Genomic DNA, 19,063 nt, shown 5'->3' with positions numbered 1-19,063 from the left:
GCTCACGGCGTGGGGTGCCCTATCCGAAATTCCGGAAGCCCACGATGAGCAATCCGAAACTCAACACAGCGATCGCGCCTGTGCCCACGATAACAAGCAGGGCCGCCTTCCACCCCGCAAGGCCGCGCTTTTGTTGTCGAACAGCGAACAGGATGAGGAGGATGAAGAGGACCGGACCGATCAGAACGATCATTCAAGTATTCCCAATCACCAGGGGCGCAGGGCGGCCGATCTGGATCGTGCTCTTCGCGAGATCGACAAGCATCCTTGATCCGCATGCTACGAAGGAAGACCTTGTCGAGCGAAGCGCCTGCCAAAAGCTCCGCTGTCATTCCCCGCGAAGGCGGGGAATCCAGTACTCCGCAGCTTCTCGATTGATCACTAAAGTCTCGGAGTACTGGATCGCCCGCCTTCGCGGGCGATGACACTGTGAGTGGGGCAGCAGTCCCGAACGCCTCGCCTCACGCGCCCTCGAACTGCAACCTCGCCAGCCTGGCATAAAGTCCATTCGCAGCCACGAGCTCCGCATGCGTGCCCTGCTCGACGATCCGGCCCTGGTCCATCACCAGGATGCGATCGCACGACAGCACGGTGGCTAGCCGATGCGCGATGACGAGTGTGGTCCGGTGGCGCATCAGCTCTTCCAGCGCGGTCTGCACCAGCGTCTCGCTTTCGGCATCGAGCGCGGAAGTGGCTTCGTCGAGCAGCAGCAGCGGCGCATCGCGCAGGATCGCACGCGCAATCGCGATGCGCTGGCGCTGGCCGCCGGACAGCGTCACGCCGCGCTCGCCGAGCGGGGTGTCGAAACCTTCGGGCAGGCGGCGGATGAATTCGGCGGCGTGCGCGAGCTCGGCGGCGCGCTCGACCTCGGCATCGGTGGCATCGGGCCGGCCGAAGCGGATGTTATCGCGAGCGCTCGCCGCGAACACGTTGGATTCCTGCGGCACCAGCGCGATGCGCGAACGGAAATCACGGGGATCGGCGGATTTGACCGGCACGCCGTCGAGCGAGATCGCGCCGCTGCGCGGATCATAGAAGCGCAACAGCAGATGAAAGATCGTGCTCTTGCCGGCGCCGGACGGACCGACGATCGCAACTTTCTCGCCGGGGCGCACGGTGAACGAGACGGCATCGAGCACATTGACATCGCGCCGCGCCGGATAGGCGAAGCTGACGCGGTCGAAGCCGACTTCGCCGCGCGCCGGCACCGGCAGCGCGCGCGGCGACGCGGGCGCGGTGATGTCGGGCTGCACATGCAGGATCTCGAACAGGCGCTCGGCAGCGCCGGATGCCGCCGAGATCTCGCCCCAGACCTCGCTGAGCTGGCCGAGGCCGGCTGCGGCAAAGGCCGCATAGAGCACGAACTGGCCGAGCCGGCCCGGCGTGATGGTGCCGGTCAGCACGTCGTGCGAGCCGATCCAGAGGATCGCGACCACGCTGGCGAACACGATGAAGATGATGATGGCGGTGAGCACGGCGCGCGCCTGTGTGGACGTGCGCGCGGCTTCATAGGCCTGCTCGACCTCGCCGCCGAAACGCTTCTCGGCGAGGCTCTCGCTGGTATAGGCCTGCACGGTGCGGATCGCACCGACCAACTCGCTCGCATAGGCGGAAGCCTCGGCCAGCGTGTCCTGCGCATTGCGCGAGAGCCGCCGCACCCAGCGCCCGAAGGCGACCAGGGGCAGCACGATCAGCGGAATGGCCAGCAGCACGAAGCCTGATAGCCGCGGGCTCGTGATCACCATCATCGCGGCGGCACCGAAGAACATCATCAGGTTGCGCAGCGCGATCGAGACCGAGGCGCCGACGGAGGATTTGATCTGGGTGGTGTCGGCGGTCAGGCGCGACACCAGCTCGCCGCTGCGCGCGGAATCGAAGAAGGCCGGCGAGAGCGACAGCAGATGAGCGAAGACGTCGCGCCTGAGATCGGCAACGATGCGCTCGCCGATCGTCATTACGAGGTAGTAGCGCGCAGCACTCGCCAGCGCGAGCACGGCGACGACGGCGATCATCACCGAGAAGTAGCTGTTGATCAGCTCGATGCCCTCAGGCGTCAGGCCGAAATCGATCATCCTGCGCACCGCGACCGGCACCAGCAGGGTGGTCAGCGCCGCGATCGTCAGCGCCACGAAGGCCAGCGCCGCTCGGCCGCGATAGCGCGCCACATAGGGCGCAAGCGCCAGCAGCGGCCGCAGCTTCGCGCGGCTTTTCGCCGGCGCCTCGATCAGGTCGGCCTCGATCGACGGGGCTTCCGCGGGCCCGGTTTCAAGCCGTTCTACTGCGCTCATGAGATCCGACCAAAAGACAAAGAGAGGTAGTCCGCTCCAGATAGGCCGCGCGAGCGGCAGTGGCAAATCCGGGATGTCCCTTAGGGGGCCGTCCGTCCCCAAGGCCCGCAAAAGGCTTGCCAAGACCTTGCAACAGCTTGTTTTACAGGGGCCCGTGGGGTATAGACCCCGCCAAATCCGTCATTCGATAGCCACTCAAGTGAGGCGCCGGGGCGCCGAGGAATTGCCATGAAAGCCGAAATTCACCCGAACTATCATACGATTAAGGTCGTGATGACCGACGGAACCGAGTACCTGACCCGCTCCACCTGGGGCAAGGAAGGCGACACGCTGAACCTCGACATCGACCCCAAGTCGCACCCGGCCTGGACCGGCGGCAACGCCCAGATGCTCGACCGCGGCGGTCGCGTCTCGCGCTTCCAGAAGAAGTTTTCGGGCTTTCTCAAAAAGGATTGATCCGGCCCCTCGCGGCTGGAGACGAAAAACGCCCCCGGAGAGCCGGGGGCGTTTTTTGTTTTGGGTAGCTACCGTCGCATCGCTACCAGACCCGTCATCCTGAGGTGCGAGTGGCCTCGAAGGATGGACGGCCAAGATGCAGCAGCCGGGCCGTCGCCCTTCGAGGCTCGCCGAAGAGGCGAGCACCTCAGGGTGACGGTTTGAGTTGAGCGCTTACCGCTCGAACGCCGCCTTCAGCGCGTTGAGATGCGGCACCAGCGGGTTGCCGATCGAGGGATGATCGACCGGCGGTGTGTGGATGGTGGTGTCCAGGCGGCGCACGCGGGTCTGGAGGCTCATCGAGCGATGGATCAGGTCCTGGAGCTGCGACGGCAGCTTCTCGATGGTGTCGGTGGAGCCGGGATCGGCGGCGGAGAGCTTGACCTTGGTTTTTTCGCGGTTGGCCTGGCCGAGCGTCATCTCGCCTTCCTTCACGGCGCGGTGCAGCAGCAGCCACGAGGCGAGCTGCATCAGGCGGGTGGTCAGGCGCATGCTCTCGGTCGCATAGGTGAGGCTGACGGCGCGATCGAGCGCCTTGGCCTCGGTGCGGCCGGCGCCATCGAGATAGGCGGCGGTCTCTTCGACCAGGTCCATGCCCTCGCGGAACAGGACGCCGAACGCCGCAGAATTGGTGAACCGCTCGCTGAGTTGAACGAGAGCGCCTTCGGCTTGCAAACGTTCCATGGTTAACGCCCCTTACGCAACTGTCTGACTGCCCGGCTTTGGCGCCGGCTTATGATGAACAAATCATTGCGCGGGCGGGACGCCGAGTCCAGTGACAAGCGCGGATATGGTTTCCGCGGGTCTTTGCTCGAAATTCAACCGCGGCGAGATGCAAAAAGGCGGAGCTGGGCGCAAAAAAAGAGCCGCCGGAAAACCGGCGGCTTTGAAAGTTGATAACAGGGAGGCGTCAAACAGAGTGGACAGGAGCCACTCGGTGTCCAAACGAGGACAGTTCCCAGTCATAAACTCGAAAGCTTAATGTCGAGTAAACGAGCGATTATTTTGAGGGTTCGTTAGCCATGTCGGTCAGTGGCCGAGTGGGCTACGGAACAAACTCTCTCCGTCGCCCCGGCCTAGTGCGCAATTGCGCACGGGGGCCGGGGCCCATAGCCACAGGGAAAAGTCGTCGCGCGAGCCGGCAACTCCGAGTCTTCGTAAAACTGCTCGCACGGCGTATGGGTCCCGGCCTCCGCCGGGACGACAGCTATTGTGTGGCTCTACGACTTGAAAACACTGTTGGCCGCATCGCGCGAGGCGCGCTTCTTGGTTGCGGCTTCTTCCAGTCTTGTGATCTCGCCCTTGAGCAGCGCGATGCGCTCGGTCAGTTCCTCCACTGACAAGAGCGAGAGGTCCTGTCCGATGTCATGGCTGATCTTCTTGCGCGGGCGGTCGTCGTCTTCCATCGCCATCCTGGTTCCTCCTGCGTTCGCTTCACAAGCGGCTGAGGCGGTTGCCAGCCTGCACCGCGCTGGCTAAGCAATGGCCTCGTTCCATCCCGCACCTTTGCTCAAGGACACATCATGGACAAGCTGCCCGCGCAAATGACCGTGGTCGCCATCTCGAAACCCGGCGGACCGGAAGTGCTGGTGCCGGAACAGCGGGCGCTGCCGCAGCCCGGCTCCGACGAGATCCTGGTCAAGGTGCAGGCCGCCGGCGTCAACCGGCCCGACGTGGCGCAGCGCTCCGGCGCCTATCCGCCGCCGCCCGGCGCCAGCGACCTGCCCGGCCTCGAGATCGCGGGCGAAGTGGTCGCCGTCGGCAGCAACGCCAAGCGGCACAAGATCGGCGACAAGGTGATGTCGCTGGTCGCCGGTGGCGGTTATGCGCAATACTGCATCGCCCAGGACGGCCAGGCGATGAGCGTGCCGCCGTCGCTGTCGATCAAGGAAGCCGGCGCACTGCCGGAAACCCTGATGACGGTCTGGCACAATGTGTTCGAGCGCGGCGGGCTGAAGGCCGGCGAGACGCTGCTGATCCATGGCGGCTCTTCCGGCATCGGCACCATGGCGATCCAGCTCGCAAAGGCGTTCGGCGCCAAGGTGATCGTCACGGTGGGATCGCAGGACAAGATCGATGCCTGCCTCAAGCTCGGCGCGGATCGTGCCATCAACTACAAGACGGAAGACTTCGTCGCCGTGGTCAAGGCGGAGACGAACAATACCGGCGCCAACCTGATCCTCGACATGGTTGCCGGCGACTATGTCGATCGCAACTATGACGCCGCCGCGGTCGATGGCCGCATCGTGCAGATCGCGACCCTCAACGGACCCAAGGTCACCGTCAACATCGCCAAGGTGATGGTGAAACGCCTGACCCATACCGGCTCGACGCTGCGCCCCCGTAGTAATGCGGACAAGGCGGCGATGGTGGCCGCGATCGAGGCGAAAGTGATGCCGCTTTTGCGCGAAGGCCGCGTCAAGCCGCTGATGGACAGCACTTTCCCGCTGGAAAAGGCATCCGACGCGCACCGGCGGATGGAAACCTCGGCACATATTGGCAAAATTGTGTTGGAGGTCTAGGCCAGCGGCCCACAGGGCAAGCCGGAAACCCTTTGATTTTCCTTGCTTTCGTGGCATCTATCGCGACGCACCGAACCACCTTGTTCCGTTCGGAAAAGCCGTGCACCGAAGACCCTGCACCGAAGAGTTTGCGTCGAACGCGGAGAACTGACCTTGCGTCTGATCAGGTGCCTCGCGCCCATAGCGCTGGGCCTCATGATTCTCGTCTGCGCATTCCCGGCGCGCGCGCTCGACGCTGTCAGCGTCCGCGGTGACGCGCCCGCGATCGACCTCACCGGCGTGCTCGAGCATCAGCGCAGCGACGCCGACCGCATCCAGGTTTCCACCGCGCCCGGCACCGACGGCATCGTCCGTCGCATCGAGGTGCGCGCCCGCGAAGGCGGCCAGAACTGGGTGGTGTTCGCGCTCGCCAACAACACCGACGACCAGCTCGACCGCCTGATCGTTGCCCCGCATTACCGCATCGTTTCCTCGGGGCTGCTCTGGCCCGACCTCGGGCTGTCGCGCATCGCCACCATCACGCCCTCGACCGGCGACCGGCCGGAGCGGCAGGAGAGCCCGACCGCCGACGTCTTCCGCATCACCCTCGATCCAGGCGCCGTCGTCACCTTCGTCGCAGAGCTGCGCACCGACAAGCTGCCGCAGCTCTATCTGTGGGAGCCGGAATCCTACAAGGACAAGGTCAATTCGTTCACGCTGTACCAGGGCATCGTGATCGGCATCTCCGGCCTTCTCGCCCTCGTGCTCACCATCTTGTTCGTGGTCAAGGGCAGCATCATGTTCCCGGCCGCCGCGGCGCTGGCCTGGGCGGTGCTGGTCTATATCGGCGTCGATTTCGGCTTCTGGGGCAAGGTGCTCGACATGTCGAACAACGCCGAGCGCATCTGGCGCGCGGCGGGCGAGGCGATCCTGGCGGCGACGCTGCTGGTGTTCCTGTTCGCCTATCTCAATCTCAGTCGATGGCACGTGCGCTATTCCCACATCACGGTGGGTTGGCTCGCGTTCCTGGGCTCTCTCGTTGCGCTGGCCCTGTTCGACCCTGCGGTGGCCTCCGGCATCGCGCGCATATCGCTGGTGCTGATTGCCTTCGCAGGCTTCGCGCTGATCGTCTATCTCTCCACTCACGGCTTCGACCGCGCGGTGCTGCTGATCCCGACCTGGTTCCTGCTGGTGGTCTGGGTGGTCGCGGCCGGCATGACGGTCGCGGGCTCCGTCACCAACGACATCGTCGGCCCGGCCCTGCTCGGCGGCCTCGTGCTGATCGTGATGCTGATCGGCTTCACGGTGATGCAGCATGCGTTCGCCGGCGGCGGCGCCACCACCGGCGTCGTCTCCGACATCGAGCGCCGCGCGCTGGCGCTGGCCGGTTCCGGCGACTTGATCTGGGACTGGGACGTGTCCGCCGACAAGGTCTTCACCAGCCCCGAGACCGAAGCCCTGCTCGGCCTCAAGCGCGGCACGCTGGAAGGCCCGGCCGCCTCCTGGCTGGAAGTGCTGCACCCGCTCGATCAGGACCGTTTCCGCGCCGCGCTCGACAGCGTGCTCGACCAGCGCCGCGGCCGTCTGGTGCAGGATTTCCGCCTGCGCACGCCGGACGGTCACTTCATGTGGTTCGCGCTGAAGGCGCGCCCGGTGGTCGGCTCCGACGGCGAGGTCTCGCGCGTGGTCGGCACCCTCACCGACGTCACCGAGCTGCGCAACGCCGAGGAGCGCCTGCTGCACGATTCCGTGCACGACAATCTCACCGGCCTGCCCAACCGCAAGCTGTTCATGGACCGGCTCGGCGCGGTCGCGCATTTCGCCAAGACCATGCCGACGCTGCGGCCGACGCTGATGGTGATCGACCTCGACCGCTTCAAGCAGGTCAACGATTCCGTCGGCATCGCGGTCGGCGATTCCATCCTGCTGACGCTGGCCCGCCGCCTCACCCGCATCCTGAAGCCGCAGGATACGCTGGCGCGGCTCGCCGGCGACCAGTTCGGGCTGATCCTGCTCTCGGAGCAGGACCCCGCGCGCATCACCGCCTTCGCCGAGACCATCCGCAAGACCATCCGCGCGCCGATCGCCTTCAACGAACGCGAGATCTTCCTCACGGCTTCGATCGGTCTTGCCTTGTCCGATCCGCAGGTTCAGCTCACGGACGAGATCATCAAGGACGCCGAGCTTGCGATGTATCACTCCAAGCGCATCGGCGGCGACCGCATCGACGTCTACAAGGCCGCGATGCGCGCGCGAAAGACCGACCGGCTGACGCTGGAGAGCGAACTGCGCCGCGCCATCGAGCGGCAGGAGCTCACGATCCTGTACCAGCCGATCGTGCGGCTCGAAGACCGCTCTGTAGCGGGCTTCGAGGCGCTGGTGCGCTGGGATCATCCCAAACTCGGACGCATGGCGCCGTCGGAATTCATCACCATCGCGGAAGAGACCGGCCTGATCATCGACCTCGGCATGTTCGTGCTCGACCAGACCGCCAAGCAGCTCTCGATCTGGCAGCGCGCGATGCGCTCGCGCGAGCCGATCTTCGCATCCGTCAACGTCTCCTCGCGGCAATTGCTGCGCCACGATCTGATCCACGACATCCGCACCGTGCTGTCGCGCTCCTCGGTCGCGCGCGGCACGCTGAAGCTGGAATTGACGGAATCGCTGGTGATGGAGAATCCGGAGCACGCAGCGCAGATGCTGACGCGGATCCGCGAGCTCGGCACCGGGCTGTCGCTCGACGATTTCGGCACCGGCCATTCGTCGCTGGCCTATCTGCAGCGCTTCCCGTTCGACACCATCAAGATCGACCAGTCGTTCGTGCGCACCACCAACCGCGGCACCCGCCCGGTGATCCTGAAGTCCATCATCGCGCTCGCGCACGACCTCGGCATGGACGTGGTCGCCGAAGGTGCCGAGACCGATTCCGACGCGGTCGAGCTCTACCAGATGGGCTGCGAATACGCGCAAGGGTTTGCCTTCGGCGAGCCCATGGACGCCGATGCCGCGATGCGCCTGCTCACGGAAGTGCGCCTGGAAGCGGCGAGCTAGCTTCCCCTCGCATCACCCAGGCCTGCGCCGGTCATTCTTTCGCTTCGTGAACCGCACGCTCTCGCCGTCCGGCATCCGCGTCGCCACAAAGCCCGCGGCGAGGCAGGCTTCGCGCTGCGGCATCTGGATATCCGGGCTGCGCAGGGTGTCCCACCATGAGGCACGATTCGCCGCGCGCGGCAGGGCCGCGCCGATGATCTCTTCGATCTGTTCATAGGTCAGCACGAATTCCGCCTGCTTCTGCCGCATCAGATAATCGCGCAACGCGTCGTAATCGTTCACCTCTGTCCTCTTCGCTGGTCGAAGGCCCGCTTTGCCCAAAAACGTGAGCCGCGGAAACCAATTTTTAACTCATTCCGGCAGCGCCGTCCCGGCTTAAACACTACTCAAGCTTTCAGGTGCATTCACTGGTGTCGGGAGCAAACGATGTTGTCTCGATGGCGCGACGTCACGGCCCGCCGGCCATGGCGGCTTTCGGCGAAGCTGCTGATCATCTCGTCCGTCGTGACGGTGATCGGCTTTTCCGCCGTTTGCGTCAACGTCATGCTGGACATGCGCCGCGGCGAGGAGGCGCTCGCCCGCCAGACGCTGGAAAATCTGGCGACGACCATCGAGTCCGACGTCAGCCGCAACATCGAGATCTACGACCTGGCTCTCAAGGCGGTCGCCAGCAACATGCTGCTGCCGGAAATCGCCACGGTCTCGAAGCCGATCCGTCATCTCATCCTGTTCGACCATTCGACCACGGCGAGGCATTTCGGCGCGATCCAGGTGTTCGACGCCGACGGCCGGCTGACCATCGACGCCTCGACGCTCGATCCCGTTGCCGAGAACCGGGGCGACGAGGATTACTTCAAGGTCCATCGCGACAATCCCGGAACGGGCCTCTTCATCAGCCGGCCGATGCTGTTCCGCGGCGCCTATGCCATCGTGATGAGCCGGCGCATCAGCGACACCGACGGCGGCTTTCTCGGCGTCGTCGCCGGATCGATCCGCTTCAGCTATTTCCACGAATTGTTCGAGCGGCTGAGCCTCGATCCCGACGACACCATCACCGTGCTCAAGCGCGACCGTACCGTCATGATGCGGCGGCCGTTTGATCTCGATGTGATCGGCAGGAATCTGGCCGACCGGCCGGTCTGGAAGGCCGAAAACCTGAAGGTCGGCAGCGCATTCGCCGGACAGGGGCCGATCGACGGCACGCCGCGGCTCTATGTCCGCAGCAGCGGGACCAGCCCGCTATTCGTGGTGGCAGGCAAGCCATTGAGCGCCGTGTTCGAGCTCTGGCAGAGGGAAGCCTACCGCATCGGCGCCGTGGTGCTGGCGCTCAGCCTGTTCATGCTGGCATCGACGCTGGTGCTCGCGCGCGAGATCGGCCGGCGCGCCGAGGCCGAGCGCAAGCTAGAGGAGATGGCGACAACGGACGCGCTCACCGGCCTGAAGAACCGCCGCAAGTTCGACCAGGTGATCGACGTCGAATGGCGCCGCGCGATGCGGCAGCAGACGCCGATCGCGCTCCTGATGATCGATGCCGATCACTTCAAGGCCTACAACGACACGTTCGGCCATCAGGCCGGCGACCAGGTGCTGGTCGGCATCGCAATCTGCATTTCCGATTCGGTGAGCCGCGCCGGCGACTGCGCCGCGCGCTATGGCGGCGAGGAATTCGCCGTGCTGCTGCCGGACACCTCGGTCACCGACGCCCTTGATGTCGCCGAGAAGATCCGCGCCAAGGTGCAGGGCTGGTCCGACGACCACACGAGCTCGACGGTGTCCTGCGGTATCGCGAGCCTCGTTCCCACCACCGGCATGGACTGGCCGCTGCTGGTCGCCGCCGCCGACAAGGCCCTCTACGCCGCAAAGGCCGGCGGCCGCAACCAGTCGGTGGTCGCGAGCCTGCCGAAGCTGTCGCTGGTGGCTTAAGTTATTATGTCCTCGGTGTCGTCCCGGCGAAGGCCGGGACCCATAACCACAGGGCATAGTTTGGCGAAGACTCGTCGTCTGGTACTGCCACTGTCCGCAATCGATGGACCACGCGGTATGGGTCCCGGCCTTCGCCGGGACGACACCGGAGGTGCGACGACTACTGCCCCAGATACTTCTTCATCTCCGCAATGAGCCCCTCACGCAGCTCCGGCCGCTTCAGGCCGTAGGCGATGTTGGCGCGGAGGAAGCCGGGCTTGGAGCCGCAATCATGGCGCTCGCCCTCGAATTCGACGCCGTAGAACTTTTGCGATCTGGCGAGGCCGATCATGGCGTCGGTGAGCTGGATCTCGCCGCCGGCGCCGCGCTCCTGGGTTTCCAGGATCTTGAAGATCTCCGGCTGCAGGATGTAGCGGCCGGTGATCGAGAGGTTGGAGGGCGCGGTGCCCTTGGCCGGCTTCTCGACCATGCCGTCGACCTCGAACATCTTGCCGGTGCGTTTGCCGACGCCGCAGATACCGTATTGATGGGTCAGATGGTCGGGCACCGCCTCGACCGCTATGACGTTGGATTTTTCGCCGAGCTTGCTGGCGGTGTCGATCATCTGCTTCAGACAGCCGGGCGAATTGAGCACGAGTTCGTCTGGCAGCACGACCGCGAACGGTTCGTTGCCGACGATGTCGCGCGCGCACCAGACCGCGTGACCGAGGCCGAGCGGCGCCTGCTGGCGGGTGAAGCTGACGGCGCCGGCTTCGGGCTGGTTCTGCGCCAGAACGTCCTGCTCGGTCTTCTTGCCGCGCGCGGCCAGCGTCGCATCGAGCTCGAACATGCGGTCGAAATGATCTTCGATGACACTTTTGTTGCGGCCGGTGACGAAGATGAAGTGCTCGATGCCGGCTTCCCTGGCCTCGTCATAGACGTACTGGATCAGCGGCTTGTCGACGATCGTCAGCATTTCCTTCGGCATCGCCTTGGTGGCGGGCAGGACACGGGTGCCGAGGCCGGCAACGGGAAATACGGCTTTGCGGATTTTCATGGGATTGATCGAATACCTGAGGAACACGTGAAGGGAGCAATGGCATCTTGCTAGCTTGTTTGCAGCCGCCAACAAAGGCGGATGTGGGGCCTCATCCTCACAGAGTTAAGAAAAAGGCCACCATCAAAATTTCACCTTTGTTAAGCTGTTGGCAACCGTAACCAGGCCTCCTGAGGCGGAATTTGGCCGGACAGGTGTGGACATGATGCAATCAATGGCAGAGCTGGCAAAACGGGGCGGGTCCGTGACCGGTGCGACGATGATTGCGGCCGCCCTGCTGTTCCCGCTTCCCGCCGGCGCGCAGGCTCAGAACGGTCTGTCAAATCTGTTCGGCGGTATTTTCTCCGGCCCGAACCCGGCGCCTTCGCCAGCGGCGCCCGGCCCTGGCGGCGCTCAAACGGGAGTTCAACCCTGGACCGGCGAGGACGGCGCCTCCGGCCATCCGCTGATGACGGCTGCCGCGATCCGGGAGGCCGCCGGCAATTTCAACAATTGCGTCGCAGGCATGTGGCCCGATGCCGCAAGGCGCAACATCACGCAGGAAAATTTCCAGCGCTTCACGGCAGGCCTCGCGCCCGATCTGCGTATCATGGACCTGATGGACTCGCAGCCGGAGTTCACCAAGTCGATCTGGGATTATCTCGACATCCTCGTGAACGATAACCGCCTCGCCAAAGGCCGCGAGGTCCTGGCCAAATACAAGGCGCAGTTCGACGCCACCGAAAAAGCCACCGGCGTCGATCGCTACATCATCGCCTCGATCTGGGGCATCGAGTCCAACTACTCGACGCAGATGGGCGACCGCAGCGTGCTGCAATCGACCGCGACGCTGGCCTGCATCGGCCGCCGCCAGGCTTACTTCAAGGACGAATTCCTCTCGGCGCTGGAGATCCTCAACCGCGGTGATCTCAGGCCCGAACAGTTGCGCGGCTCCTGGGCCGGCGCCTTCGGGCCGACCCAGTTCATGCCGACCGCGTTCAAGCGCTTTGCCGTGGACGGCGACGGTGACGGCCGGCGTGACGTCGTCGACAATCCCTCCGACCTGATTGCGTCGACCGCCAACAATCTGAAGAAGGACGGCTGGCAGGCCGGGCAGACCTGGGGCTATGAGGTCGTGGTACCCCAGGGCTTCAACTACATGCTGGCGGATCGCGCCAAGGCGATGACGATGCCGCAGTGGGAAAAGCTCGGCCTCAAGCGCCCGGCCAACCAGCCCTTCCCGCATCCGGCAGAAAAGGCCTATTTGCTGGCGCCCGCCGGTGCCCAAGGGCCGGGCTTCCTGATGCTGCAGAACTTCCGGGTCATCATGAAGTACAATCCGGCCGAAGCTTATGCGCTGGCGATCGGCCATTTCGCCGATCGTTTGCGCGGCGGCCAACCCTTCGTGCAGCCCTGGCCGCGGCAGGAACGGGAGCTGTCCCGGACCGAGCGGCTGGAACTGCAGCAGCTGCTGGCCCAGCGCGGCTTCTACAAGGGCACCCCGGACGGCCAGTTCGGCGGCCAGACCCGGGAGGCCCTGCGCAACTTCCAGGCCTCGATCGGGGTCCCCGCCGACGGATTTGCCTCCTCCGACGCGCTGAACCGGCTGCGCGGGCGGTAAAATCGCGCCGAAAGTAACCCTGAACAGGGATTTTGGCCGGCAACCTTGACCGGAGCGGCGGTTCACCGTGTATGGGCCAAAGGATCTCGGGCCAAAGATCTCAGAATCTGAAAAGAGATCTGCCCGTTTGGCGCCCGATTCCGCTATTATATTGAGCCTGTCCCGATCCCCATTGCACGTGCCGAGATCGCATGTCGAAGAAGTCCCTGTTCAAGGTGCTGACCGAGACCGGCCCGCTGATCGCGCTGGGGACGGCGCTTGCGATTCTGGTCTCGGTCGCGGGACCCGCCTCGGCGCAGTTCTTCAACTTCCCCGGCTTCGGCGGGCCGCCGCAGCGCGCGGCTCCGCCGCCGCCGCGGAACGGTGGAGGTGGCGGTGGCGGATGGTTCGGCGGCGACTTCTTCGCGCCGTTCCAGCAGCAACAGCCGCAAGCACCACGCCAGGATTTTTCGCGCGCACCGGCGCCAGCCAAGCGCGACACCATTCCCGACAGGAACGTGCTGGTGATCGGCGACGCCATGGCAGACTGGCTCGCCTACGGCCTGGAGGATGCCTACACCGAGCAGCCCGACATGGGCGTGATCCGCAAGCACAAGACCACGTCCGGCCTGATCAAGTACCAGCCCAAGGGTGAGCCCTCGGACTGGACGGCTGCTGCGAAGGGCATTCTCGAGACCGAGAAGCCCGACGTGATCGTGGTGATGCTCGGCCTCAACGACCGCATCGCGATCCGCGAGGCGGCAGCACCCGATAAATCGGACAAGGCGACCGACAAGGACAAGAAGAACGACAAGGGCGCGCGCGGCAAACCACCGCCCAAGCCCGGCGATGCCAAGCCCGGCGACACAGCCGCGAAACCGGACGACAAGCCGGCCGATGCCGACCTGCCGCAGGACGATGCCGACAACGCTGACGCACCGGCGGTCGCAGCGCCCGAGAAGACCGCACGCAACCCGAACGGCCTCTACGAATTCCGCGACGAGCGCTGGGTCGAGCTCTACGGCAAGAAGATCGAGGAGCTCGCCAACGTCCTCAAGTCCAAGGGTGTGCCGGTGCTCTGGGTCGGCCTGCCCGCCATCCGCGGTCCTAAGGGCACCGCAGACATGCTGTTCCTGGATTCGCTTTATCGCGAAGGCGCGGCCAAGGCCGGCATCACTTACGTCGACGTCTGGGACGGCTTTGTCGACGAGGCCGGCCGCTTCCTGCAGAAAGGCCCGGACTTCGAAGGCCAAATCCGCCAGCTCCGCAGCTATGACGGCGTCTATTTCACAAAACCCGGCGCGCGCAAGCTCGCCCACTATGTCGAACGCGAGATCACCCGCCTGCTCGCCGGGCGCTCCGGCCCGATCGCGCTGCCGAGCGAGCCGGCGACCCCCGACACCAGCGCCGAACCCGGCAAGCCCGCGCCGCGGCCGCTGGCCGGCCCGATCGTGCCGCTGGTTGCGGCCTCGATCTCGACCGATCAATTGCTGGGTGGGCCGGGCTCGCGTCCGGCCGCCGTCGATGCGCTCGCTGCGAAGACCATGGTGAAGGGCGAGCCATTGGCCGCGCCCGCCGGACGCGCCGACGATTATGCCTGGCCGCGCCGCGAAGTCGGCCGGGAGCAGGCCAAGGGCGATACGCCCGTCGCCGCGACGACTCCCGATGGCGGCACGCCGGGTGCGGCCGCAGCGATCGCCCCGCCAAAGCTTGCGCCGAAGAAGCCACTAACGCCGCAGCAACCGGCACAGGCAGCGCCATCGATGCGCGATTTCTTCGGCTTTGGCTCGCCGCCGCCCCCGCCGCGTCAATTGGCGCCGGCGCCACGCAATCCGAACCCCGCGATCCCGCGGCCGCCTGGCAATGTCGGGCGATCGGCGGAAGTATTCCGGTAATTTTTCCAAGCTGAGGTCTCGTGTCCCGGACGCGCCGCAGCGTGAAACGCTGCCGCGCAGAGCCGGACCCAGCACGTCCGACAGTCACCAAAAGAAGGGGCCCCGGCTCGGCAATGCGGCGTTCCCGGACGATGCTACGCATCGCCTAGGCCGCATTGCGTCCGGGGCCCGATGGATATCGCGCGTTGGCTATTAGCCGTAATAGCGCCAGCGCGGCGGCGGGCGGCGCGCAGGGCGCGCCATCAGCAGTGCGAGGGCAAAGCCGATGCCGCCGGCGACCAGCAGCGAGCCGAGCGGGTTGTCCTGCACCTTCTGTGCGATCGCCTGCGAACCGTCGCGCAAGGTTTCGGCCGGCTTGTCATAGGCGTCCTTGGCATAGCTGGCCGCCGTGTCCGTGGCGTCCCGTACGGCGTCCTTGGCCTGGCCGTACAGATTCTGCACGGTGCCTGCGGCTTCCCGCGCCTTGCCGGAAGCCTGCGTCTGCGCATCGCCTGCGAGATCACCGACGGCGCCTTCCGCGCGTCCGGCGAATTCCTTGGCCGATCCGACAATCCGATCTTTATCCATGATGCTCCTCCTCAGGGGTCTGCCCAAGTAACCGATCAGGAGCGGCGCGGTTCCTCACGCTAGAGAATAAGCCCGCCGTCGACGACCAATGTCTGGCCGATGATGTAGGACGACAGCGGCGATGCCAGGAATAGCGCAGCGCCAGCCATGTCAGCCGGCGTGCCCAATCGCCGCAGCGGAATGCGTGAAAGTGCACCTTCGAGCCGCTTGGGATTGTCTGTGGTCACCTTGGTCATCTTGGTGTCGACCAGACCGGGCGCGATGCCGTTGACGCGGATGCCGTCCTCGGCCCAGGCCTCGCCCAGCGTCCGCGTCAATCCGACCGCGCCGGTCTTCGACGCGTTGTAAGCAGGATTGCCCATGGTGGAATGATAGGCCGCGGTCGAGGACACCATGATCAGCGATCCCCGCGAGTCCCGCAGCATGGAATGAAAGCGCGTGGCGCAGGCCATCAGGCTCATCAGGTTGACCTCGACCACCTTGCGAAAGCCCGCCATCTCGAACTCGCCGCGGCGATAGAGCACCGCGCCCTGTGCAAGCACCAGGACATCGAGCCGATCGAACAACGGCTTGAACGCTTCGACCGCTCCGGCATTGCCGACGTCGAGCTGCGCGTAGGAGAGACCGGTGAGATCCGAACCCTCCGCTTGCGAATATTCCTTCGCGTGAGCCCGTGTGCCGCAGACCGCAACTTGCGCGCCCCTGACGCGAAAGGCTTGCGCAATACCGTTGCCGATGCCGCTGGATCCGCCGACGACCAGCACCTGCCTGCCTGAGAAATCGAGCTCGTTCGTCATCGCTGGCCTCCCCGAGTGTCTTGCTTGTTTGACCTGTCTGCGGATCGATGACAGCCTTGTCAATCACAACAAGAACAAGCAGGGCTCAGAGGAAACAGCATGGCCGATTTCAAACAGCTCAGCCGGTCCGTGAAGGGCCTGACCGTTCTCGTCACCGGCGCGGCCAGCGGCATGGGACGCGCGACGGCACGCGTGTTCGCCACCGAGGGCGCCAACGTCGCCGTCACCGATCATGACGAGCAGGGCGCGCTGGCCGCGGCGAAGGAGATCGCGGCAAGCGGCGGCACCGCGAGAGCCTGGAAGCTCGACGTGGCCGACGGCGACGAGATCAAGCGCGTGGTCGGCGACGTCGCTGCGCATTTCGACGGGCTCGACATCATCGTCAACAATGCCGGCATCTCCGTGCGCGTCGCGATCGACGACGAGGCCTATGAGGACGCATGGGCCAGGGGCATCGCGGTGATGCTGACGGCGCATCCGCGCATCATCCGCGCCGCGCTGCCTCACTTGCGCAAGTCGAAGAGCCCACGCATCGTCAACATCGCCTCGACCGAGGCGCTCGGCGCCACCGCATTGCACAGCCCCTATTCGGCGGCGAAGGGCGGCGTCGCCAGCCTCACCCGCTCGCTCGCGGTGGAGCTCGGCCGCGAAGGCATCACCGTCAACTGCATCTGCCCGGGGCCGGTCCGCACCGCCATCACCGACCGAATCTCGGAAGAGCACAAGACCATCTATGCCAAGCGCCGCACTGCACTGGGCCGCTACGGCGATCCCGAAGAGGTCGCGCACATGACGCTGAGCCTGTGCCTGCCGGCAGCGTCCTTCCTCACCGGCGCGGTGATCCCGGTCGACGGCGGCCTGATGGCGCGCAACGCGTGAGAGCTGTAGCCCGGATGCAGCGCAGCGCAATCCGGGGTTCTCACCTCGCGGGAAGACCTCCCCGGATTTCGCTGCGCTGCATCCGGGCTACGGGCAGCTATGCGCGCCCAGCGTTGACATCGACTGCTACGGGAGTAATTTTTTCCTCAACAGGGCGGGACCAACCGCTCGAACGCCCGGGAGAAAACGCCATGACGATCGCCATCCGGCAGCTTCACAAACATTTTGTCGGCGAGGTTTCCGGCCTCGATCTGCGAAAGCCTCTCACACCCGATGAGGCGCGCGAGATCGAAGCCGCCATGGACAAATATGCGGTGCTGGTCTTCCACGACCAGGACATCACCGACGAACAGCAGATGGCTTTTGCGCTGAATTTCGGCCAGCGCGAGGACGCGCGCGGCGGCACCGTGACGAAGGAAAAGGACTACCGGCTGCAATCCGGCCTGAACGACGTCTCCAATCTTGGCAAGGACGGCAAGCCGCTGGCGAAGGACAGCCGCGCGCATTTGTTCAATCTCGGCAACTGTCTGTGGCATTCCGACAGCTCGTTCCGTCCCATCCCGGCAAAATTCTCGCTGCTGTCGGCCCGCGTGCTCAACCCGAAGGGCGGCAACACCGAATTCGCCGACATGCGCGCGGCCTATGACGCGCTCGACGACGAGACCAAGGCGGAGATCGACGACCTCGTCTGCGAGCACTCGCTGATGTATTCGCGGGGATCGCTCGGCTTCACCGAATACACCGACGACGAGAAGGAGATGTTCAAGCCGGTGCTGCAACGTCTCGTGCGCACCCACCCCGTTCATCGCCGCAAGTCGCTCTATCTCTCATCGCATGCCGGCAAGATCGTCAGCATGAGCGTCCCCGAAGGAAGGCTGCTGCTGCGCGATCTCAACGAGCACGCGACGCAAAGCGAGTTCGTCTACGTCCACAAATGGACGCTGCATGACCTCGTGATGTGGGACAACCGCCAGACCATGCACCGCGTCCGCCGCTACGACCAGTCGCAGCCCCGTGACATGCGCCGCGCTACGGTGGCGGGCACGGAGCCGACGGTGCAGCAGCAGGCGGCGGAGTAAACACGCATTCCGCCGTCGTCCCGGACAAGCGCAGCGAAGCGGAGCGCAGATCCGGGACCCATAGCCACAGGGAGTGGTTTGGCGAAGATTAGAAGTTACCGCCCCGCTTCAAAAACTACGGCCTGGGAGTATGGGTCCCGGATCTGCGCTCCGTTCTGGACAACGCTACGCGTTGCCAGAAGCTGCGCTTGTCCGGGACGACAGCGGAGGGTGGAACGCCAGCGGAGCAAGGCTACGCGTGCCCCGCCTCGTTCGAGAGCATGCCGGGATCGATGCCGATCTTGCGCAGCGCGCGTCCGTATTTTTCGTCGACGTCGTCGCCGAAGATCAATTCCGAATCCGCGTCGCAATGCAGCCAGCCATTGCTCTGGATTTCGGTCTCGAGCTGGCCCGGCGCCCAGCCGGCATAGCCGAGCGCGAGGATGGCGTGCTTGGGGCCGGAGCCGTTGGCGATCGCACGCAGAATGTCGACCGTCGCGGTGAGGCAGACGCCATCGTCGATCCGGAGCGTCGCGTTCTCGATGTAGAAATCGCTGGAATGCAGCACGAAGCCGCGGCCGGTATCGACCGGACCGCCGCGCAGCACCTTCATGCTTTCGGCATTCTCCGGCAGCTTGATGTGCTCGCCCTTGTTGATGATGCCGAGCTGCTGCAACAGCTCGGGGAAATCGATGCTGCCGGCCGGGTGGTTGACGATGATGCCCATCGCGCCTTCGGCGGAGTGGGCGCAGAGATAGATCACCGAGCGCTCGAAGCGCTCGTCGCCCATCACCGGCATGGCGATCAACAGCTGGCCGTCAAGGTAACCCGCCGAGCTCGGGAGCGCGGAAGCTGGCTTGCGGGTGCTTTCGCCCGTCCTCTTGCCTGTGGGAGCCATCGGTGAAGCACTCCGGTTTCAACTGCTATCCTGATGTCGGGCCGGCCGGCTGTCAAATCAAGGCTTGCAGAGACTTGATTCAAGTGCATCCATCAC

Annotated in this window: 17 protein-coding genes; 8 read left to right on the top strand and 9 right to left on the bottom strand. The window is 65.0% G+C overall.

Translation table 11 applies throughout. The features are described from left to right. Positions 1-19 precede the first annotated feature (19 nt). Positions 20-193: a hypothetical protein gene (locus C7G41_RS37685; protein WP_199198234.1), complete on the bottom strand. Its 174-nt coding sequence runs from the start codon at positions 191-193 to the stop codon at positions 20-22. Positions 194-461: 268 nt separating this feature from the next. Next, positions 462-2,288, bottom strand: coding sequence for an ABC transporter ATP-binding protein/permease (locus tag C7G41_RS07140; RefSeq protein WP_106941887.1), 1,827 nt, complete (start codon positions 2,286-2,288; stop codon positions 462-464). Positions 2,289-2,516: 228 nt separating this feature from the next. On the opposite strand from C7G41_RS07140, the gene rpmE reads away from it, so the two are divergent. Next, a complete protein-coding gene (gene rpmE / locus C7G41_RS07135) occupies positions 2,517-2,744 on the top strand; it encodes a 50S ribosomal protein L31 (RefSeq protein ID WP_008137002.1) in 228 nt (75 codons plus the stop codon). 213 nt (positions 2,745-2,957) lie between these two features. Here the strand turns inward: rpmE and C7G41_RS07130 are convergent, their stop codons facing one another. Together C7G41_RS07130 and C7G41_RS07120 are read right to left on the bottom strand one after the other, a co-directional pair. Further along, positions 2,958-3,467: a DUF1465 family protein gene (locus tag C7G41_RS07130; RefSeq protein WP_106941886.1), complete on the bottom strand. Its 510-nt coding sequence runs from the start codon at positions 3,465-3,467 to the stop codon at positions 2,958-2,960. Positions 3,468-4,003: 536 nt separating this feature from the next. Then, positions 4,004-4,195 carry a DUF1192 domain-containing protein gene (locus C7G41_RS07120; protein WP_106941885.1) on the bottom strand — a complete coding sequence of 64 codons (192 nt, stop codon included), beginning with the start codon at positions 4,193-4,195 and terminating at the stop codon, positions 4,004-4,006. 111 nt (positions 4,196-4,306) lie between these two features. Between C7G41_RS07120 and C7G41_RS07115 the strand changes: the two genes are divergently transcribed. Next, entirely contained in the window at positions 4,307-5,305 is a 999-nt protein-coding gene (locus tag C7G41_RS07115) for an NAD(P)H-quinone oxidoreductase (RefSeq protein WP_106941884.1), read from the top strand. Between the two features lie 153 nt (positions 5,306-5,458). Continuing rightward, on the top strand, positions 5,459-8,335 hold the full coding sequence (locus C7G41_RS07110) for an EAL domain-containing protein (protein ID WP_199198233.1): 2,877 nt from the start codon (positions 5,459-5,461) through the stop codon (positions 8,333-8,335). A 12-nt stretch (positions 8,336-8,347) separates the two neighbouring features. Here the strand turns inward: C7G41_RS07110 and C7G41_RS07105 are convergent, their stop codons facing one another. Continuing rightward, positions 8,348-8,617, bottom strand: a complete 270-nt coding sequence (locus C7G41_RS07105) for a hypothetical protein (protein WP_199198232.1) — start codon at positions 8,615-8,617, stop codon at positions 8,348-8,350. 144 nt (positions 8,618-8,761) lie between these two features. Between C7G41_RS07105 and C7G41_RS07100 the strand changes: the two genes are divergently transcribed. Next, positions 8,762-10,258, top strand: coding sequence for a sensor domain-containing diguanylate cyclase (locus tag C7G41_RS07100; protein WP_106941881.1), 1,497 nt, complete (start codon positions 8,762-8,764; stop codon positions 10,256-10,258). A gap of 160 nt (positions 10,259-10,418) precedes the next feature. Here C7G41_RS07100 and C7G41_RS07090 read toward each other — a convergent pair whose 3' ends face one another. Beyond that, positions 10,419-11,294 (bottom strand): UTP--glucose-1-phosphate uridylyltransferase, encoded by an 876-nt coding sequence (locus C7G41_RS07090; RefSeq protein ID WP_106942185.1) that lies wholly within the window; start codon positions 11,292-11,294, stop codon positions 10,419-10,421. Between the two features lie 202 nt (positions 11,295-11,496). On the opposite strand from C7G41_RS07090, the gene C7G41_RS07085 reads away from it, so the two are divergent. Both C7G41_RS07085 and C7G41_RS07080 read left to right on the top strand, forming a co-directional pair. Next, complete coding sequence (locus C7G41_RS07085; protein WP_199198231.1) at positions 11,497-12,894, top strand: lytic murein transglycosylase; 1,398 nt, start codon at positions 11,497-11,499, stop codon at positions 12,892-12,894. Between the two features lie 191 nt (positions 12,895-13,085). Then, complete coding sequence (locus C7G41_RS07080; protein ID WP_106941880.1) at positions 13,086-14,768, top strand: SGNH family hydrolase; 1,683 nt, start codon at positions 13,086-13,088, stop codon at positions 14,766-14,768. A 192-nt stretch (positions 14,769-14,960) separates the two neighbouring features. On the opposite strand, the gene C7G41_RS07075 is transcribed toward C7G41_RS07080, so the two are convergent. Further along, positions 14,961-15,335 (bottom strand): CsbD family protein, encoded by a 375-nt coding sequence (locus tag C7G41_RS07075; protein WP_106941879.1) that lies wholly within the window; start codon positions 15,333-15,335, stop codon positions 14,961-14,963. 59 nt (positions 15,336-15,394) lie between these two features. Then, on the bottom strand, positions 15,395-16,132 hold the full coding sequence (locus tag C7G41_RS07070; RefSeq protein ID WP_106941878.1) for an SDR family NAD(P)-dependent oxidoreductase: 738 nt from the start codon (positions 16,130-16,132) through the stop codon (positions 15,395-15,397). 99 nt (positions 16,133-16,231) lie between these two features. Between C7G41_RS07070 and C7G41_RS07065 the strand changes: the two genes are divergently transcribed. Together C7G41_RS07065 and C7G41_RS07060 are read left to right on the top strand one after the other, a co-directional pair. Next, positions 16,232-17,011, top strand: coding sequence for an SDR family NAD(P)-dependent oxidoreductase (locus C7G41_RS07065; protein WP_199198230.1), 780 nt, complete (start codon positions 16,232-16,234; stop codon positions 17,009-17,011). 191 nt (positions 17,012-17,202) lie between these two features. Next, positions 17,203-18,090, top strand: a complete 888-nt coding sequence (locus tag C7G41_RS07060) for a TauD/TfdA family dioxygenase (RefSeq protein WP_106941877.1) — start codon at positions 17,203-17,205, stop codon at positions 18,088-18,090. Positions 18,091-18,322: 232 nt separating this feature from the next. On the opposite strand, the gene C7G41_RS07055 is transcribed toward C7G41_RS07060, so the two are convergent. Beyond that, a complete protein-coding gene (locus C7G41_RS07055) occupies positions 18,323-18,967 on the bottom strand; it encodes a YqgE/AlgH family protein (protein ID WP_106941876.1) in 645 nt (214 codons plus the stop codon). Positions 18,968-19,063 lie beyond the last annotated feature (96 nt).

This window comes from Bradyrhizobium sp. MOS002 (assembly GCF_003020115.1).
GTDB lineage: Bacteria > Pseudomonadota > Alphaproteobacteria > Rhizobiales > Xanthobacteraceae > Bradyrhizobium.
The sequence above is the reverse complement of the archived record's forward strand: the minus strand, read 5'-3'. Positions and strand labels throughout refer to the sequence as shown.